The organism is Sphingomonas vulcanisoli (assembly GCF_011761305.1).
Lineage (GTDB): Bacteria > Pseudomonadota > Alphaproteobacteria > Sphingomonadales > Sphingomonadaceae > Sphingomonas_I > Sphingomonas_I vulcanisoli.
Genome location: NZ_JAAOZC010000010.1, coordinates 77,596 through 93,954, shown reverse-complemented (window position 1 = coordinate 93,954; position 16,359 = coordinate 77,596). Strand labels below are relative to the sequence as shown.

At 64.3% G+C, this 16,359-nt stretch carries 19 protein-coding genes; 6 read left to right on the top strand and 13 right to left on the bottom strand.

Features of this window, described 5'->3' with window-relative positions; translation table 11 throughout:
* The 3 genes from FHS31_RS14905 to FHS31_RS14895 are packed head-to-tail and all read left to right on the top strand — an operon-like array spanning window position 1 to window position 2,211.
* On the top strand, window positions 1-1,113 hold the full coding sequence (locus FHS31_RS14905; protein WP_167074965.1) for a L,D-transpeptidase family protein: 1,113 nt from the start codon (window positions 1-3) through the stop codon (window positions 1,111-1,113).
* Window positions 1,114-1,136: 23 nt separating this feature from the next.
* The gene (locus FHS31_RS14900; protein ID WP_167074963.1) at window positions 1,137-1,577 is read left to right on the top strand and encodes a DUF2721 domain-containing protein; all 441 of its coding nucleotides are present in this window, start codon (window positions 1,137-1,139) and stop codon (window positions 1,575-1,577) included.
* Window positions 1,564-2,211 carry a ParB-like protein gene (locus tag FHS31_RS14895; protein ID WP_341786380.1) on the top strand — a complete coding sequence of 216 codons (648 nt, stop codon included), beginning with the start codon at window positions 1,564-1,566 and terminating at the stop codon, window positions 2,209-2,211. The genes FHS31_RS14900 and FHS31_RS14895 overlap by 14 nt, the downstream gene beginning before the upstream one ends.
* Here FHS31_RS14895 and FHS31_RS14890 read toward each other — a convergent pair.
* The 3 genes from FHS31_RS14890 to FHS31_RS14880 form a co-directional block, all read right to left on the bottom strand.
* On the bottom strand, window positions 2,208-2,594 hold the full coding sequence (locus FHS31_RS14890; protein ID WP_167074961.1) for a response regulator: 387 nt from the start codon (window positions 2,592-2,594) through the stop codon (window positions 2,208-2,210). The two genes, FHS31_RS14895 and FHS31_RS14890, sit on opposite strands and share 4 nt — an antisense overlap.
* Window positions 2,595-2,661: 67 nt before the next feature.
* A complete protein-coding gene (locus FHS31_RS14885; RefSeq protein WP_167074959.1) occupies window positions 2,662-3,285 on the bottom strand; it encodes a response regulator transcription factor in 624 nt (207 codons plus the stop codon).
* Window positions 3,278-4,870, bottom strand: coding sequence for a PAS domain-containing sensor histidine kinase (locus FHS31_RS14880; RefSeq protein ID WP_425057240.1), 1,593 nt, complete (start codon window positions 4,868-4,870; stop codon window positions 3,278-3,280). Before FHS31_RS14880 ends, FHS31_RS14885 begins: the two co-directional genes overlap by 8 nt.
* Window positions 4,871-5,151: 281 nt before the next feature.
* Between FHS31_RS14880 and FHS31_RS14875 the strand changes: the two genes are divergently transcribed.
* Together FHS31_RS14875 and FHS31_RS14870 are read left to right on the top strand one after the other, a co-directional pair.
* Window positions 5,152-5,685 (top strand): GNAT family N-acetyltransferase, encoded by a 534-nt coding sequence (locus tag FHS31_RS14875; protein WP_167074955.1) that lies wholly within the window; start codon window positions 5,152-5,154, stop codon window positions 5,683-5,685.
* 25 nt (window positions 5,686-5,710) lie between these two features.
* A complete protein-coding gene (locus FHS31_RS14870) occupies window positions 5,711-6,304 on the top strand; it encodes a hypothetical protein (RefSeq protein ID WP_167074953.1) in 594 nt (197 codons plus the stop codon).
* A 5-nt stretch (window positions 6,305-6,309) separates the two neighbouring features.
* Here the strand turns inward: FHS31_RS14870 and FHS31_RS14865 are convergent, their stop codons facing one another.
* Both FHS31_RS14865 and hemN read right to left on the bottom strand, forming a co-directional pair.
* Window positions 6,310-7,023: a Crp/Fnr family transcriptional regulator gene (locus FHS31_RS14865; RefSeq protein ID WP_167074951.1), complete on the bottom strand. Its 714-nt coding sequence runs from the start codon at window positions 7,021-7,023 to the stop codon at window positions 6,310-6,312.
* Between the two features lie 454 nt (window positions 7,024-7,477).
* Window positions 7,478-8,800, bottom strand: coding sequence for an oxygen-independent coproporphyrinogen III oxidase (hemN, locus tag FHS31_RS14860; RefSeq protein ID WP_167074949.1), 1,323 nt, complete (start codon window positions 8,798-8,800; stop codon window positions 7,478-7,480).
* 131 nt (window positions 8,801-8,931) lie between these two features.
* On the opposite strand from hemN, the gene FHS31_RS14855 reads away from it, so the two are divergent.
* Complete coding sequence (locus tag FHS31_RS14855; RefSeq protein WP_167074947.1) at window positions 8,932-9,624, top strand: OmpW/AlkL family protein; 693 nt, start codon at window positions 8,932-8,934, stop codon at window positions 9,622-9,624.
* A gap of 54 nt (window positions 9,625-9,678) precedes the next feature.
* Here FHS31_RS14855 and FHS31_RS14850 read toward each other — a convergent pair whose 3' ends face one another.
* The 8 genes from FHS31_RS14850 to ccoO form a co-directional block, all read right to left on the bottom strand.
* The gene (locus FHS31_RS14850; RefSeq protein WP_243843488.1) at window positions 9,679-10,122 is read right to left on the bottom strand and encodes a cache domain-containing protein; all 444 of its coding nucleotides are present in this window, start codon (window positions 10,120-10,122) and stop codon (window positions 9,679-9,681) included.
* Between the two features lie 246 nt (window positions 10,123-10,368).
* Window positions 10,369-10,554: a cbb3-type cytochrome oxidase assembly protein CcoS gene (ccoS, locus tag FHS31_RS14845; RefSeq protein ID WP_167074943.1), complete on the bottom strand. Its 186-nt coding sequence runs from the start codon at window positions 10,552-10,554 to the stop codon at window positions 10,369-10,371.
* Window positions 10,551-12,668 (bottom strand): heavy metal translocating P-type ATPase, encoded by a 2,118-nt coding sequence (locus FHS31_RS14840; protein WP_167074941.1) that lies wholly within the window; start codon window positions 12,666-12,668, stop codon window positions 10,551-10,553. The genes ccoS and FHS31_RS14840 overlap by 4 nt, the downstream gene beginning before the upstream one ends.
* Window positions 12,665-13,123: a FixH family protein gene (locus FHS31_RS14835; protein ID WP_167074939.1), complete on the bottom strand. Its 459-nt coding sequence runs from the start codon at window positions 13,121-13,123 to the stop codon at window positions 12,665-12,667. The genes FHS31_RS14840 and FHS31_RS14835 overlap by 4 nt, the downstream gene beginning before the upstream one ends.
* The gene (ccoG, locus tag FHS31_RS14830) at window positions 13,120-14,577 is read right to left on the bottom strand and encodes a cytochrome c oxidase accessory protein CcoG (protein WP_167074937.1); all 1,458 of its coding nucleotides are present in this window, start codon (window positions 14,575-14,577) and stop codon (window positions 13,120-13,122) included. Before ccoG ends, FHS31_RS14835 begins: the two co-directional genes overlap by 4 nt.
* Window positions 14,574-15,473: a cytochrome-c oxidase, cbb3-type subunit III gene (gene ccoP / locus FHS31_RS14825; RefSeq protein ID WP_167074935.1), complete on the bottom strand. Its 900-nt coding sequence runs from the start codon at window positions 15,471-15,473 to the stop codon at window positions 14,574-14,576. The genes ccoG and ccoP overlap by 4 nt, the downstream gene beginning before the upstream one ends.
* Window positions 15,466-15,630, bottom strand: a complete 165-nt coding sequence (locus FHS31_RS14820) for a cbb3-type cytochrome c oxidase subunit 3 (RefSeq protein WP_167074933.1) — start codon at window positions 15,628-15,630, stop codon at window positions 15,466-15,468. Before FHS31_RS14820 ends, ccoP begins: the two co-directional genes overlap by 8 nt.
* Window positions 15,627-16,358, bottom strand: a complete 732-nt coding sequence (gene ccoO, locus FHS31_RS14815) for a cytochrome-c oxidase, cbb3-type subunit II (protein WP_167074930.1) — start codon at window positions 16,356-16,358, stop codon at window positions 15,627-15,629. Before ccoO ends, FHS31_RS14820 begins: the two co-directional genes overlap by 4 nt.
* Window position 16,359 lies beyond the last annotated feature (1 nt).

Genomic DNA, 16,359 nt, shown 5'->3' with positions numbered 1-16,359 from the left:
ATGCGGTTTCTGGCCCTCGTCACGGCCGCGCTCCTGGCGGGCGCGGCCACCGCCTCCGCCCCGCAAGCAACGCCGCGCTGGTCCGAGCAGGATCTGGCGCAGCTGGCGGACACGGTCGAAGCGGCACGCGACGAGGGATTGCACGAAAGCTATAGCGGCACGGCGATCGCGATGATGGCGCCAGGCGCGGATACCGATGGGCAGGCAGACACGATTGCCTTGGCGCTGGCCCGGGACTTTTACGAAGGTTCGGACAGGATGCGCTCGGACCCATCCTGGCACCTGACCCGCGGCAAGCTAGACTATCGCACCTGGCTCAACGCCGCGCTGGCGAGGCATTCTATCGAGAAGAGCCTCCGCGATCTGCTGCCGGCGACCGCGAATTACGAGGCTGTTCAAACCGAAATGGTGCGATGCCGCCGCAAGCATGGCGACTGCGGCGCGCTCGAGGTCAATCTCGACCGGCTGCGCGCGCTGCCGCGCGATCTCGGCAGGCGCTACCTGATCGTCAACGTGCCCGCGTATCGGCTCGACCTTATCGAGGACGGCAAGATCGTCGCCAGCCACAAGGTGATCGTCGGCAAACCGAATAAGCAGACTCCCATCTTCAAGGCGACGGTCACCGGCGTGACGATAAACCCGTGGTGGAACGTGCCCTGCTCGATCGTCGACGAGAGCATCGGCAAGCTGATCCGCACCAATCCGGAGGAGGCCGCCCGTCGTGGCTATGTGTTCACCAAGAGCGCGAACGGCACGCTGACGGTTCGGCAGAAGCCGGGGCCGGACAATGCGCTTGGGCAGATCAAGCTCGAGATGCCAAACCCCTATGACGTCTATATTCATGACACCCCGAGCCGAAACCTCTTCCTGCACGATCGACGCGCGCTGTCGCACGGCTGCATCCGCACCGAGGATCCTGAGGGGCTGGCCGCATCCCTTCTCGGAAATGACAAGGCACTCGCGATCGGCCTGCTGCTCGGCACGCGGATCTCGAAGACGATCCCGCTGTCGCCGCCCCTCCCCGTCTATGTCGTCTATCTGACGGCGGGCATCGACCCCGAGACCGGCAAGCTCGCGCGCTATGACGACATTTATCACCGCGACGGCGACTGACAGTCTGACCGAGCTGCAAACGCATGTCGCAGGCCTCTTCCCTCGATAGTGCCGCGCACGTCGTCCAGCTCGCGTTGACGCCGATCTTCCTGCTCACAGGTTTGGCCTCCATGCTGAACGTGTTCACGGTGCGCCTCGGCAGGGTTGCCGATCGGGTCGATCTCTTCACGCGCGATCCGACGGGCCACCAGCTTCAGTTACGGCACCTCCGCCTGCGCTCGCGCATTCTCGACGCGGCGGTCGTGCTCGCCGCGCTGGCCGGCGGGCTTACCTGCTGTGCGGGCCTGACGCTCTTCCTCGGCCAGATCGGCAATAGCGGCGACGGCAAGCTGATGTTCGAGCTGTTCGGCGCCGCCCTGCTCTGCTCGATCCTCGCTCTGATGGCCTTCGCTTTGGAGACCTTATTGTCGGGCCGGTCGGTGCGCGACCAGGCCGACGGTCGCTCGCCGGATCAAAGCGGATGACGACAGCCAGGCCCAGCCCACTCATCCGTGCAGCGCCGATTCTCGCCCTGCGCCCTACACAGATGACGCTCGGCTATCGCGAGGTCACGCTGAAGCGCAAGCCTGGCGCCGGCGAAGCATCCGGGCACGTGAGGCGTATCTCGACAGTCACCCCATCCCGGTCGTCGTCGGGCCGAAAGGGCGATACTGGATGGTCGACAAGCATCATCTGGCCCGAGCGCTGTTCGAAGAAGGCTTGAAGACGGTCATGGTGCGCATCGTGGGCGACCTTGAGGATCTGCCGGCCCGCCTGTTCAAACCATTTCTGATGAGCCGGCACTGGCTCTATCCCATCGACGCAAAGGGTCGCAGGCGCTCGGTCTCGCGACTTCCCAAGCGCATCGACCAGCTGGCGGACGATCCTTACCGATCGCTGGCCGGCGCTCTCCGGCGCGCCGGCGGCTTTGCCAAGGTCAAAGCACCCTTCGCGGAGTTCTTGTGGGCGGCCCTTCTGCGTCTTCATGTCGACCGCGCCCTCGTCGAAGAGGGTTTCGAGACGACGCTCGATCTAGCTTTGGCGTTGGCTCACGACGCGATCGCCGATGACCTGCCCGGCTGGTGCGTCATGCCGGCGCCCGTGCGCAGGCGCGCCTAGGCCGCCAGTGCCTGCTTGAGCGCGACCGTGAGCGCGCGATCGGCCAAGGGCTTGTCGAGTACCCGGTGGAAGCCAGCCTGCTCGGCGCGGCGGGTCAGCTCGCTTGAATTGAACGCCGTTACCATGATCGCGCCGCCAGCGAAGCCCTGGCCGCGCAGCCGGTTGAGTGCGTCGACGCCGTCACCGTCCGGCAACTGATAATCGGCAACCATTCCTTGCGCCGACGCCGCCATCGGGTCCGCCAGCAACGCGCTTTCAGTGCCATAGCTGCGCACCTGAAAGCCGTGGCCCTGCAGAAGCAACTGCATCGATCGGCGCACCGAGGGCTCGTCCTCGACGAGAAGGACGAGCGGTTTCGACGGGTCTTGCTGATCGGTCATCATGCTCGCGGACTCCTGAAGGACGATCGATCCTGGCAAGCCTGCTGACCTCCGTATCTACGTGATTGTCTCATTTGTGGTTTTTCCCAAGGCCAGCTGCGAAAGCGAGCCGCAATGCCTCGGACAGGCTGCGCACGTTGAGCTTTGTCATCACATTGGCGCGATGCACCTCGACCGTCCGGGCCGAGATATCGAGGTCATAGGCGATGGTCTTGTTGGGCAGGCCGGCTGCGAGACCGTCGAGCACTTCACGCTCACGCGGGGTCAAAGCGGCGATTGCGGTCTGCGCTTCAATGGCCCGCTCGGCGCGCCCTTCGCGATCATCGAGGCGATCGAAGGCTGCGGCGATCGCCGTCAGCAAAGTGGTCTTCTCAAAGGGCTTTTCGATGAAATCGATCGCCCCGGCTTTCATCGCACGGACAGCCACCTGGACATCACCATGTCCGGTCAGCACCACGACCGGCATCTCGATGCCGTCCTCACTCAGCGCCTGCTGAACTTCGAGGCCGTCCATCTCCGGCATGCGCACGTCGAGCAGGATACAACCGGGCTTCGCGTGCCGCGCCTCCTTCAGGAAGGCGACTCCCGATGGCCAGGTTTCGACATCGAAGCCCGAGGTCTTGAGCATGAAGCTCGCCGACCGGCGCACCGCTTCCTCGTCATCGATCACATGAATCAAGCGGCGATCAGCCATCTTGTCCCTCCCCTTCGACCTTCACCAGGGTGAAGTGAAACACAGAGCCGCCCCCCTCGCGCGGCTCCATCCAGATACGCCCGCCACTTGCCTCGACGATCGTGCGGCAAATCGACAGGCCCAGTCCCATGCCGGCCGCCTTGGTCGAATTGAAGGCGCGGAACAGATCGGCGGCGATCTCGGGAGCGACGCCCTTGCCGGTATCGGCGACCGAAATCCGGATGAGGCCGGTATCGTCGGACGCGCTGCTCACGACCAGTTCGCGCACGGGTTCATCGACCATCGCCTCGATCGCGTTGCGCATCAGGTTGATGAGCACCTGCTGGGTCTGGACGCGGTCGACCAGGACGGGCGAAGCGTCGGGATCGAGTTCGAAGCGCACCGAGATGCCGCGCTCGCGTGCGCCGAGCAGTGCGAGTTCGGAGGCTTCCTCGATCAGGCGGGGGAGATCGACCACGGCCTTTTCAAGCTCGCCGCGGGCCACGAATTCGCGCAGCCGTCGGACGATCTGCCCGGCACGAAGCGCCTCGCTCGCCGCATCGTCGAGCGCTTCCAGCACCATCGGCATGTCGTCTGGCGGGCCATCGGCGAGAAGGTCGCGAATGGCCTGCGTATAATTGGCGACAGCGGTTATCGGCTGGTTGAGTTCGTGCGCGAGCGTAGAGGCCATGGTGCCCATCGCGCTGACGCGCGCAGCATGGACCAGCCCGCCGCGTAATTCCTCGAGCCGCTCCTCGGTCGCTTGCTTCTCGGTGAGATCGCGCACGAAGCCGGTGAAGACCCGCGCGCCATCTCCCAGCGCTTCGCCGACGAACAGGTCCATCGGGAAGGTCGAGCCGTCCTTTCGACGACCGGTCACGGTGCGCCCGCGACCGATGATCCGGCGCTCGCCCGTTTCGAGATAGCGGCGCAGGTAATTGTCGTGCGCATCGCGATCGGGAGACGGCATCAGCGCCTTGATATTGGTGCCGATGACCTCGGCCTCGGCCATGCCGAACAATTTCTCGGCCGCCGCGCTGAACGAGATGATGTGTCCCCGCTCGTCGATCACGACCATTGCGTCTGGAACGGTCGACAGGATCGAGCGCAGGTGCGCCGAATTGGCCTTGAGCTTGCGCTCGATCGCGCGCTGATTGGTGACGTCGCGAATGACCTTGCCGAAGCCGCGCAAGGCGCCGGCGTCGTCATAGAGGGCTGTGATCGAGATATCGGCGAGGAATTCGGTGCCGTCCTTGCGCAGCCGCCAAGCCTCTTCTTCGAGTTTTCCTGCCTCTCGCGCCGCCTCGAGATCCGCCGTCGGCTTGCCGGCCTCGAGCTGGTCAGGCGGGTAGAAGATCGAAGAATGCTGGCCGACGACTTCGGCTTCAGTCCAGCCCTTCAGGCGCTCGGCGCCCTTGTTCCAGATCGTCACATGGCCGGTGGCGTCGAGCATGTAGATCGCGATGCCCTGCGCACCGTCGATGAGCAGGTTGAGCTCGTCGGCAAGTGCCGATGGATCAGTCCTGGCCTGCCGCAAGCGATCCACCCTGCTGCCTCCGCCCTTCGCAGCCGCGTCCGCCGGTACAGCGGCGCCCGGGTTCGTCATATCGCAGGCCTGCGAACGTGAACACTCCGGGCCATCACCGCCGACCCATACGCGCATAGAGGACGAGCGAGACGATGAGCAGGGTCACACCGAGGCCACCCAATCCAAACGCCAGCGTCGTGCGAATGATCGTCTCAAAAGGGATTTTGTCCATCGGCCCCATGTCTCCAGACGAACGCGGTATCGGGGCTGTGCTGCGGCTCATATGCGGGAATCTACGAATGCCGTCGGCGTCACGATCGGATCATGAATCAGGCCAGTCCCAAGCAGGAGCGACCATCATGGCGACCGCCGTTCAAGACGCCTCGACGACCATGTTCGAGAGCGAAGCCACTCTCTTCACCAGGACCGGCGACCGCATTCTCGTGCGACCGGTCACGCGCGAAGACCGCCCGTTGCTCGTGGATTTCTTCCACAATCTCACTCCTGACGACATTCGCTTCCGCTTTCTCGCGACACTGAAGGAAGTGGGCGACGATCGGATCGATGAGCTGTGTCGCGCCGACTATCCGGCATCGATGACCTTTCTCGCTTTTCACGATCTCCAGCTCGTCGCGATCGCAACGCTCGCCGGCGACGAAAGCGGTCGGGACGAGGTCGCGCTCTCAACCCTTCCCGACTGGAAGAATCATGGCGTGAGCTGGACGCTGCTCGAGCATGTCGTGCGCTTCGCGCGCGAGCATGGCGCCAAGCAGATTTCGTCGATCGAGCATGGTGAAAATCGCGCAGCGATCCAGCTCGAGCACGACATGGGCTTCGGGATCCGGCTGCTCGATGCAAGCACCGGCGAAAGGATAGCGATCAAGTCGGTATAAGCTCGCCGTCGGAAACGACGCGGCTTTGCGCGCGATCAAAGTCGCACGGCAGGGCGAACGCCACGATCATCCCGAAAGGATGATCCGGATGAACCTGAACTGGCACGAGCCCCGCCTCTCCAATCGGTCGCGCCCGCACCCGTGGTATGTGATCACCGAGATCGATCTAGCGCCGCTGCTGGCGGTGCAGGAAACCTGGCTGCGACTGACCGACACACTCGAAACCTTCGCCGATCTCCTCCCACAATGGCCAGACGAGGCTGCATTCGTCGCGGTTCGGCAAAGCCTGCTCGATCTCGCCGCGCGATCCGTGGCGGTCGAGGAGGATTTCTTCGACCGACTGATGATGGAAGAGGGCGCGACACCGACCAACCGTCGCCTTCTCGAGCTGCTCGAGCGCCGTCGGCAGAAACGCATCGCGCAATGCTATGAGCTGCTGGATCTGCTGAACGACGACGCGCGCGCGCAGCCCGCAACAGAGCTTTTCGGCTACTTGCTTCGTGGATTTTTCGATGAGGTCCGCGAATCCATAGTTGTCGAACGGCTATCGGTTCTGCTTCTCGCAGACCGCCGCCTTGCCAGCGATGCCAGAGAAGCGATCGTTGCCAGTCTCGTGTGACACAATCAGTTGAGCGCGAGCGTCAGGCGCCGCAGCGCATCGGCGTCGCGAATCGTGATCGTGCGGAGTGCCGGCAGCGCCACGATGCCTGCCGCCTTGAATTGGCCGAGCTGGCGGCTGACGGTTTCGATCGTCAGGCCAAGGACTTCGGCCATCTCGCCGCGTGTTAGAGGCAGATCGAATGTCAGAGGCCCATCCAGCGACCCGCGGGCGGCGCGATTGCCGGCACGCCCCGCGAGCTCGAGTAGGAATCCTGCCACTTTGGCTTCCGCCGAGGTGTGCATGAGGGTCAGGATCCGGCTTCGCGCGTCGCCAAGGGATGCCAGTGTCCGCCGCAGCAGCTCTCGTTCGAGGTCGTGGCTCTCGGCGAGCAACCGATCGAACGAGGAGCGGGGAAAGAGGCAGAGTTCGACGTCTGTGACGGCCGTGATCGTATATTCGCTGGTGTCGCGATAGGGATTGCCGATGAAATCGGCGGGGTGATGAAGGCCAACGGTTCGCTCCGCGCCCTCCGGTGTCACCGCGACCACCTTCAGCATGCCGTCCAGCACGTTGGCGCACGCGCCGCTGTCTTCACCCGCCCAACAGAAGGTGTCGCCGCGCCTGAGGCGATGGCGACGGCCGCTCCTGTTCAGCGTCGAGAGGTCGGAATTGCAGAGGCCTCCGCAGAGGGACTGCTGCTTGACCGGGCATGCGCCGCAGAGTTCGGGAGTGTCCATGCCACGATCTTGGCGGGCCGAATCTGGCGGGTCGCTTCGTAAATTCCCGTAGATTTGATCGAAGTCAAAACCACGAAGCGAAAGTCGGTTCACGAAGCCACGTCAGCATACGGTGCGCGGCGCTCAGTTCAGGCTGGGGGGCCAACCTGGACCTTATCCCACGCATGGTGTGCTGGCACCCTCCCCTGAACCCTGGCCGCCGCGCTTCCCCTGAGCGGCGGCCCCTTTTTTTTAGGCGGGAAGACCGCGACGTTCTTTTCGGACGCAAACCGAGTGACACCCCGCTGCGCATGGTTTGGGATGCTGGCCAGGTGCCAACGGGATTTTCTGATCCGGCCCGCCTCCGCACATATGGATGACGAGCATGCGATCGTCACGCATCGGCGATGCGACGACCGGCGACGTTGCGAACGCGACAGCGCCCGCAATTGCCAGCCCGCGCGGGAGGATTGCGTCAGATCGCACTGCTGAATTGTACCTTCGAGTTCTTCCGGAAGCGATCGAAGGTCGCCGCTATGGTGCGCGCATAGGGAAGCGCGTCGGCGGTCAACACCAGCTTCGTTCGATGCCAACGAGCAAGGCCGATCGCTTCGAAGGGGGCGATATCGTCTCGAAGTAGCTGCAGATCGAGCAGCTGGCCACACTCGGCCTCGCCATGACAGAGCAACGCCTCGATCACTTCGGCGCGCTGGCGGTCGAGGCGCGTCGGCCGGACTCCCCGCGTCGCTGCCAATGCGCCGCTGCCGATCCTCGCATGGTAGCGTCCTGTGTTCTTCTCATTCTGGACAATAAGATCGGGAAAGCAGCTGATCGCCGAGGCCCCCAGGCCGATCAGGCAGTGCGACGGATCATCGGTGAAGCCCTGGAAATTACGATGGAGGCGCATCTCGCGCGCCGCACGCGCCAATGCGTCCCCGGGTTTCGCGAAATGGTCAAACCCGACCGCCCGATAGCCCCTGGTAATGAGCTGCTCATGTGCCAGCCAGGCCTGGGCGAAGCGTGCCGCACCGTTCGGCAGTGACGCGGCATCGATCCGCCGCTGTCGGGGCAGGAGATGCGGGACATGCGCATAACCGAACACCGCGAGCCGATCTGGGCCGAGATCGATCGCGGCCTCGAGGGTCTCAACAAGATCGGCATCGCTTTGCGACGGCAGCCCATACATCAGATCGAAGTTGAGCGATGTAATCCCGGCTTGCCGCAACAAGCAGCAGGTGGATGCGATATCGTCGTAGGGCTGCACGCGCCCGATCGCGCGCTGGATATGCGGGGCGAATGTCTGGACGCCGAGACTGGCTCGCGTGATGCCATGACGGGCGATCTGATCGGCCCATTCGTCGTTGAAGCCGCGCGGATCGAGCTCGATCGACTGTTCGGTTCGATCGCAGACGAAAGCGAGGCGCACCTTGTGCGCGAGCCAGGTGAACTGGTCCGGGCTGAGCGCATTGGGGCTGCCCCCACCCCAGGCGATATGACGGACGATACCGCGACCCGCGAGCGCCGCGCCGATCAGGTCGATCTCCTGCCCAAGGCGCTCGACGTAAGCGGCGAGCCGCGTCGCGCGATTGGCAGCGCCGGTGTTGCAGCCGCAATACCAGCATATTTCATGACAATAAGGAATGTGGAGGTAGAGCGAGACCGACGAACCCGCATCGAGCCGCGCAAGCGCCGCGCCCATGTCGTCGGCGCCCACGCTCTCGTTGAATTCGGCCGCGGTGGGATAACTAGTGTAGCGCGGCACCGGCGTTGCCAGCAGATCAGGGTAATAAGGCCACATGCAAACGGCCTACCCGCTCCGGCAGGCCGAACCTTGATATCGATCAAATCCAAGTTTGCGCCGGCGCAAAGGCACGGCTCGCGACCGGCCTAACGCGCTCCCCTGTTGAACCTTCAATCAGGGAGATAGTGATGAAGACAATTCCGGCGATCGCCATCGTGGGAGCCGCGGTGCTGGCAGCGTCCGCCCAAGCGCAGAGCGTGGATGCTCAGCCCGCGACGACGGGACTTCATGCCGGCGACGTCCTCGTCCGCCTGCGCGCGATCATGGTCGCGCCGAATGAGAAATCGGGCGGCATCAACCCGACCTTCCCGACAGAGAAGGTGAAGCTAGACAATAGTTTCATGCCCGAAGTCGACGTCACCTACATGGCCACCGACGCGATCGGTTTCGAGCTGATTGCCTCGACCACCAAGCATCATGCGTCGGGGACGACCGGAACGACGGGGTCGATCGGCCGGCTTGCGTCCACCTGGGTGCTGCCGCCGACGCTAACCGCCCAATATCATTTCAATTCGCACGGCTCGATCCGTCCCTATGTGGGCGCCGGCATCAACTATACGATCTTCTGGAACGAGAAGGCGGCACCCGGCCTCGTCGCGGCCGTCGGCCCGACCAAGGTCGGCATGTCGGACAGTGTGGGCTGGGCGGCACAAGGCGGCATCGATGTCGACCTGACCCCCAAGATCTTCGCCAATCTCGACGTCAAATATATCGACATCCGCACCAATGCGCGTCTCGATACGACAGCGATCGGCACACAGATCGTCCACGTAAAGCTCGATCCGCTGGTGGTCGGCGTCGGCCTTGGCATGCGCTTTTAAGGCAACAGAGGAGCGGCGGCGGCGGGAGCACCCGCCGCCCCGGCCCGGCAGGCGTCAGTTGGGGTAATAGCCGACGCCGATCACGTGGTTGCCGACCAGCTCGATCAGAGACATTTTGTGTTCGATCCGGTTGTCCGAACGGTTCAACCATACATAATTGACCTGGCCATGCCCGGCGGTCCGGGCGATTTCGATCATGTCGCGCACGATCGGCTTGCCCTCGGCATCGGTCAAATCCTTCACGTCCCGACCCACCGACCCGGGATGCGCGCCATAGGCCTCATAGATCCCGTTCAGATCGAAGACGAACACATACAGTTCGCCTGTGTTGAACGCGCCCTTCGGCTGGTTGAATTCCGCAAATGCGGCTTTGTCGCCAGCCGATTTTACCTCCGCGACGGCGTGATCGAGCATGGCCCGGGCCTGAAGGGCGGTGGCATGCGGGGCGGCAAGGGCTGCGCCCTGAAGGCCCAGCGCGGCGACGCCGGCGATGAGCAAGCGGGTGATCGGTAGCATCAGATATACCTCCTCTTCTCGCCGGCAGCGAACCCCGTGAGGCCGGTCGCAAGTTGAACTCGTGCGACGACATGACCGCGGGCATCCGGCGATGCGGGACGGCTATCCTCTCTCGAACCCTTGCTCTTAGACGCCGATCAAAGTCGGCGCTTTTTTCCGAAGGTCCGCAGCCAATCTGCGCGCTGTAACCCCATCGGCAAATGCGACCTTGTGGTCATGCCGGGCACGTCACGACTTGCCGATGACCGGTTCAGGTGAAGCGGGCTCCCTTGGACCCTCGTCGTCGATGAGGATGCGCAGTCCCGCCCCATCCATGTCGTCGAACTGGCCCGAGCGCGCCGCCCAGAAGAAGGCCGCGAGCGAGGCAAGCCCGAGCGTCAAAGCGATCGGGATGAGGATGACGAGACCGTTCACCGCGCCGCACTCCGCAGGCGAAGCGCATTTGCGACGACCAGCAAGGAGGATCCCGACATCGCCAGCGCCGCCACGAGGGGTGTGACATAGCCGAGCACCGCCAACGGCACCGCCAGCGCATTGTAGCCGACCGCCAGCACGAAATTCTCGCGCACGATCGTCATCGACCGACGCGACGCGGCAACCGCGATCGGCACCGCCATCAACCGATCTCCCATGAACACGACGTCGGCCGCTATCTGGCCGACGTCGGTGGCGCTCGAGGGTGCCATCGACACCGAGGCCGCCTTGAGCGCGGGGCCATCGTTGAGACCGTCACCGACCATCAGAACGTGCCGGCCGGCCGTGTCCTGCGCCCATTGGATGGCCTGGACCTTGTCATGCGGGGTCAGGCGTCCCGCACCCGTGACATCGAACCGCTTCACCATGGTGTCGACAACCTCAGTGTCGTCGCCGGAGAGGATCGTGCAGGGCAGTCCTAGCGCCTGCAGGCGCGCCAGCGCCGCCCCGGCATCGCTGCGCGGCGGATCGGTCATCCGGATGCCGTGGACGGTCCCCTTCCCCATCCGGAAGCTGACGCGCGCGCCATCGCTATGCTGCCCCGAGCCTACCCATTCAGGTCGGCCGAACATCACCTCTTGTCCTTGATAGAGGCCCGACAAACCATATCCCGGCCGCTCGGCGAGATCCGACAGATCAGCCGGCGTGGAATCGATCAGGTCGCGTGCGATCGCGAGCGCGACCGGATGCCTGCTCGCCTGCGCCAGCGTGAGCAGCACGGATCGCTCGACCCTGCTTTCGGGCATCCCGTCCACAATAGATGGCTGCCCGGTGGTGATCGTCCCAGTCTTGTCGAGCATCGCGGCGTCCGCCGTCGCCAGCCGCTCCAGCGCCGAGCCATCCTTGAGCAGGATGCCGACGCGCATCAGCGCGCCGGAAACAACGACCTGTGCAATCGGCACGGCCAGACCCAGCGCACAGGGGCAGGTGATAATCAATACCGCGACCGCGTTGGTCGCCGCCTCGTGCCAACCGGCCCCCGCGAGCATCCAGCCGGCGAAGGTGAGCGCGGCCAGACTGTGGACCGCGGGGGCGTAGAGACGCGATGCTCGGTCGGCGATCCGCACGTAGAGCGACTTCGACTGCGCTGCATTTTCCATGAGGCGCGCGATGTCGGCGATGGCGGTCTCGTCGGCTGCCTTACTGACCAGCATGGTGAGCGGCGCGCTGAGGTTTACGGTGCCGGCCAGCACCGTCGTGCCAGCCGACACCCTTTCGGGCAGACTTTCGCCCGTGACCAGTGACCGGTCGACCTCACTTTCGCCGATCACGACGATGCCATCCGCCGGGATGCGCTCCCCTGCCGCCACGAGTACGCGCATGCCGGGCGTGAGATCGGCGATCGGTCGCCGGATGGTCCGATCGGGCAGAACCACCGTCGCATCGCTCGGCAGCTTCTCGAGCAATGCCGCCACGCCATTGCTGGCCCGCGCGCGCATCACGCTGTCGAGAAAACGCCCGCACAGCAGAAAGAACAGCAGCATGGTGACGCCGTCAAAATAGGCGTGCGGGCCGCCAATGATCGTCTCGTAGAGGCTCATCGCCAACGTCAGTGTCACGCCGATCGAGATCGGGACGTCCATGTTGGTGCGGCCCTTGCGCAGTACGGCGATCGCGCTCGAGAAGAAGGGGCGGCCCGCATAAGCGATCGCGGGAAATGCGATGAGCGCCGACAGCCAATGGAAGAGCTGGCGTGTCGCGCCGTCGGCGCCGGACCAGATGGAAACCGACAGCAGCATGATGTTCATCGCTGCGAAGCCGGCAACCGCCATACACAATGCGAGCCGGCGCGTCTCCGAGCGGGCCTTTTCGTCGCTGTCCGATGCCAGGAGGTGCGAGGTGAAGCCGAGCTCGCCGATCACGGTCAGGATACGATCATCGCTCAGGTCGGCGAAATGGTCGACGCGAAGGCGCCGTGTCGTAAAGTTGACCCGCGCCGCCACCACGCCGGGCTCCGCCTGCAGGCGATTTTCGAGCTTGGCGATGCAGCTGGCGCATTTTAGCCCATCGACGATGAAGGTCGACGACGGAGCTATCGAAGCATCGGCATTCATACCGCGATGTCCTGTTCGAACCGAAGCATGCGCACGCCGGCCTTGGCCTGGACGCGAACGCGCCAGCGGCCGGAGCCAATCGGCTTTGCCGACTGGAATCGGCCTGCCCCCAGCGCGCGCATCGGTGGTTGCGTCGGGAGAATCGTATCGAGTGGCTGATCGGCCTCGACCGAGACGCTTGAGACCGGCACGGCATGGCCATTCTGAAGCACCGTCACAGTCAGATGGCGGTCCGGGTCCGCGCCGATCGTCGCGGACCAGCCCGCGGCCTGCTGGGACCGCGCATCCGCCAGCCAATGATTGAAGCGCTGGCTGGCGACATAGCTATTCTCGACGACTTCACCGCTGAACGTGTGGATCGCTTCGCGCGCCATCAACACGTTGACCGCGATGACGATGCCGAAGAAGCCGACCATCGTCGCCAGCATGTGCCAGCCGGTGAAGGGACGTGTCATGGGATGGTCTCCGGTCGTTCGAAGAAGCTGGTGGCGCGCGCCGAGCCGCCCTCGGCATCGAGCGCGCGCACGGTGAAGTCGATCGAGGTCCGCGCCTCTCCCTTGGTGGACGTCGCCAGGAAGATCTGGCGCTGGGCAACCTGGTCGGCATTTGCTGCGACGACGATGCGGCGCGCCGCGGATCCACGACCGCTCTGCTCGTCCCACAACAGCGCATCCATGCCATCGAGGCTGATCGCGAAGCGCCGTGGGCGCTCCTCCATGTTGCGGATCTTGATCAGATAGCCGTTGCGAACGGCGCCATCGCTCAAACGCACCCAGATCGGATTGCGCGTCTGGAGCACACTGACCCCGATGCGCGCGCGATTGCCGAGCGCGAACAGCATCGCACAGCCGATCCCGGCCCAGATCAGAAAATAAGCGATCGTTCGGGGATGGAGGAGCCGCCTGATCGGCGAGATCGCCGCCTCGCCGCGGCGCTCATGGTCGGCATCCAGTTCGGTCAGATAGCCGATCAGCTGGGTCGGGCGACCGATCCGGGTCATCATCTGATCGCAGGCGTCGATGCACAGGCCGCAGGTGATGCAGCCGATCTGCGCCCCCTCGCGAATGTCGATCCCGGTCGGGCAGACCGCAATGCAGGCTTCGCAGTCGATGCAATCGCCCGCTGGCCCTTCGGCTTCTTGCGACCGCTTCAACCCGCGCGTGCGGGGTTCGCCGCGCCAGGCCCGGTATGTCACGCTCAGCGAGCGTTCGTCCATCATCGCCGATTGAATGCGCGGCCACGGGCACATGTAAATGCAGACCTGCTCCCGCATCAGCCCGCCGAAGATGAATGTTGTCGCCGTCAGAACGCCGACTGTCGCGTAGGCGACGGTCGGGGCGTTGCCGCTGATGAATTGCCGCGCGAGCGTGGGTGCATCGGCGAAATAGAAAATCCACGCCCCACCGGTCAGGGCCGCGATCACCAGCCAGCTGGCAAACTTGCCAGTGCGTTTGGCGAGCTTCTCGACGCCCCAGGGCGCGCGATCGAGACGCAGCTGGGCGTTGCGATCGCCTTCGATGAAGCGCTCGACATGCACGAACAGGTCGGTCCAGACCGTCTGCGGGCAGGCATAGCCGCACCAGGCGCGGCCCACCGCCGACGTCACCAGGAACAGACCGACCGCCGCCATGACGAGCAGACCGACCACATAATAGAATTCGTTCGGCCAGATCTCGATCGAGAACATGTAGAAGCGGCGGTGCGCGAGATCGACCAGCACCGCCTGATCCGGCGCATAGGCACCGCGGTGCCAGCGCAGCCACGGCGTCAGATAGTAGATCGCGAGCGTCGCGACCATGATCGCCCATTTCAGCCGCCGGAACGTCCCGTCCACCTTGCGCGGAAAGACCTTCCGGCGCCCCTCGAAGAGACGGCCGGTCGGTTTGGGCACAGGGTTGGGTGCGTTCATTTCGCCGGGTCGGCCGGCGGCAGCTTCTCGCCGCCACCCAGCGAATGGACATAGAGCGCGAGCATCTTGACCGTCACCGGGTCGAGACGCTGCCCCCAGGCCGGCATGATGCCATATCGGGCGTTGGTCACCGTCTCTGTGATGGTCTGGCGATCGCCACCATAGAGCCAGATGGCGTCCGTCAGGTTCGGCGCGCCGAGCTGGCGATTGCCCTTGCCCTCCGCGCCATGACAGGCGGCACAATTCTGCGCGAAGATCTCCTTGCCGCGCCGTGCCGAGATGTTGAACGGCTCCTGATGCGACAGGAAGCGAACGTAGGAGACAACGTCGTCGATCTGCTCGGCCTTGAGGATGCCATCGCGACCGAAAGCGGGCATCTGCGACATCCGTGTCGCGTCGTCGCCGGGATAGCGCACGCCGTGCTGCAGCGTCTGATGGATCGCCTTGATATCGCCACCCCACAGCCAATCGTCGTCGTTGAGATTGGGATAGCCTTTGGCGCCGGCGGCCCCGGAGCCATGGCACTGCGTACAATTGACCTTGAAGGCGGCCTTGCCACCTTCCTGCGCAGCCGCCAGCAGTCGGGGGTCGTCCGCGATCCGTTCGATCGGGGTGCGCGCGATCGCCGCCAGGATCGGCGCCTTGCGGGCATGATCCGCCGCAAGCTCGGCATCGAGCTGACCGTGACTGGTCCAGCCAAGATACCCCGCGGTGGACGAGTGCAGGAGCGGGATCGACGGATAGGCGAAGCAATAGCCGATCGCGAAGATGATCGTCCCGAACAGGGTGATCAGCCACCAGCGGGGCATCGGCGTATCGAGTTCCTCGATGCCGTCCCATTCGTGACCAACGGTCTCGGTGCCGGTGGCTTCGTCGACGCGCTTTTCGTCAGACATCGGAATGCCCCTCTTCCTCGAAGATGCTGCGGGCTGCTTTCAGGTTGGTGGCACGATTGCGGGGGAGCAGCGCCCAGCCGACGAAGATCGTGAACAGCACGAACATCGCGACCAATCCCCAGCTGTCCGCGATCCGGCGGAGGCTATCGTAGATCATTTGGGCTGCTCCTGTGCGGCGGCGGCCTTGAAATCGACCTGGGTGCCGATGCTCTGGAGGTAGGCCACCAGCGCATCCATTTCGGTGATCCGACCGGCTCCGCCGAAATCGCGCGCCTGCGCCTTGGGATAGCGCTTCAGCAGCCCGGCCTTGTCGCCGTCACCCGTCGCCTGGGTCTGAAGATCGGCAACCGCATTGGCGATGTCCTCGTCGGTATAAGGGACGCCCACGCCGCGCTGTGCCTTCAGATGGTCGGCGATATTTTTGAACTGGAGATCACGCTCCGCCATGAAAGCGTAGGGCGGCATGATCGATTCCGGCACGACAGAGCGCGGATCCTTCAGGTGCTGGACGTGCCACTCATCCGAGTAGCGTCCGCCGACCCGCGCCAGGTCCGGACCGGTGCGCTCCGATCCCCATTGGAAGGGATGGTCGAACATGCTCTCGGCAGCCAGGCTGTAGTGGCCATAGCGCTCGGTTTCGTCCCGGAAGGGCCGGATCATCTGGCTGTGGCAGCTGTAGCAGCCCTCACGGATGTAGATGTTGCGTCCGGCAAGCTCGAGCGGCGAATAAGGCCGTACCCCTTCGACCGGCTTCACCGTCGTCTCGATCCAGAACAGGGGCGCGATCTCGACGATGCCGCCGATCGCAACCGCGATCAGGGCGAGGACCGCCAATATAGTGACGTTCCGCTCGATCGCCTTATGGCGGCTGGTCCACTTTGCCATG

What these genes read in the sequence shown, in the direction of transcription:
- FHS31_RS14885 (WP_167074959.1), bottom strand. Translation starts at nt 3,285, where the DNA reads ATGGCTGATCGCCGCTTGATTCATGTGATCGATGACGAGGAAGCGGTG.
- ccoO (WP_167074930.1), bottom strand. Translation starts at nt 16,358, where the DNA reads ATGGCAAAGTGGACCAGCCGCCATAAGGCGATCGAGCGGAACGTCACT.
- hemN (WP_167074949.1), bottom strand. Translation starts at nt 8,800, where the DNA reads ATGTGGCCTTATTACCCTGATCTGCTGGCAACGCCGGTGCCGCGCTAC.
- FHS31_RS14835 (WP_167074939.1), bottom strand. Translation starts at nt 13,123, where the DNA reads ATGACACGTCCCTTCACCGGCTGGCACATGCTGGCGACGATGGTCGGC.
- FHS31_RS14840 (WP_167074941.1), bottom strand. Translation starts at nt 12,668, where the DNA reads ATGAATGCCGATGCTTCGATAGCTCCGTCGTCGACCTTCATCGTCGAT.
- FHS31_RS14890 (WP_167074961.1), bottom strand. Translation starts at nt 2,594, where the DNA reads ATGATGACCGATCAGCAAGACCCGTCGAAACCGCTCGTCCTTCTCGTC.
- FHS31_RS14905 (WP_167074965.1), top strand. Translation starts at nt 1, where the DNA reads ATGCGGTTTCTGGCCCTCGTCACGGCCGCGCTCCTGGCGGGCGCGGCC.
- FHS31_RS14865 (WP_167074951.1), bottom strand. Translation starts at nt 7,023, where the DNA reads ATGGACACTCCCGAACTCTGCGGCGCATGCCCGGTCAAGCAGCAGTCC.
- FHS31_RS14880 (WP_425057240.1), bottom strand. Translation starts at nt 4,870, where the DNA reads ATGACGAACCCGGGCGCCGCTGTACCGGCGGACGCGGCTGCGAAGGGC.
- ccoP (WP_167074935.1), bottom strand. Translation starts at nt 15,473, where the DNA reads ATGTCTGACGAAAAGCGCGTCGACGAAGCCACCGGCACCGAGACCGTT.
- FHS31_RS14900 (WP_167074963.1), top strand. Translation starts at nt 1,137, where the DNA reads ATGTCGCAGGCCTCTTCCCTCGATAGTGCCGCGCACGTCGTCCAGCTC.
- FHS31_RS14820 (WP_167074933.1), bottom strand. Translation starts at nt 15,630, where the DNA reads ATGATCTACGATAGCCTCCGCCGGATCGCGGACAGCTGGGGATTGGTC.
- FHS31_RS14875 (WP_167074955.1), top strand. Translation starts at nt 5,152, where the DNA reads ATGGCGACCGCCGTTCAAGACGCCTCGACGACCATGTTCGAGAGCGAA.
- ccoG (WP_167074937.1), bottom strand. Translation starts at nt 14,577, where the DNA reads ATGAACGCACCCAACCCTGTGCCCAAACCGACCGGCCGTCTCTTCGAG.
- FHS31_RS14855 (WP_167074947.1), top strand. Translation starts at nt 8,932, where the DNA reads ATGAAGACAATTCCGGCGATCGCCATCGTGGGAGCCGCGGTGCTGGCA.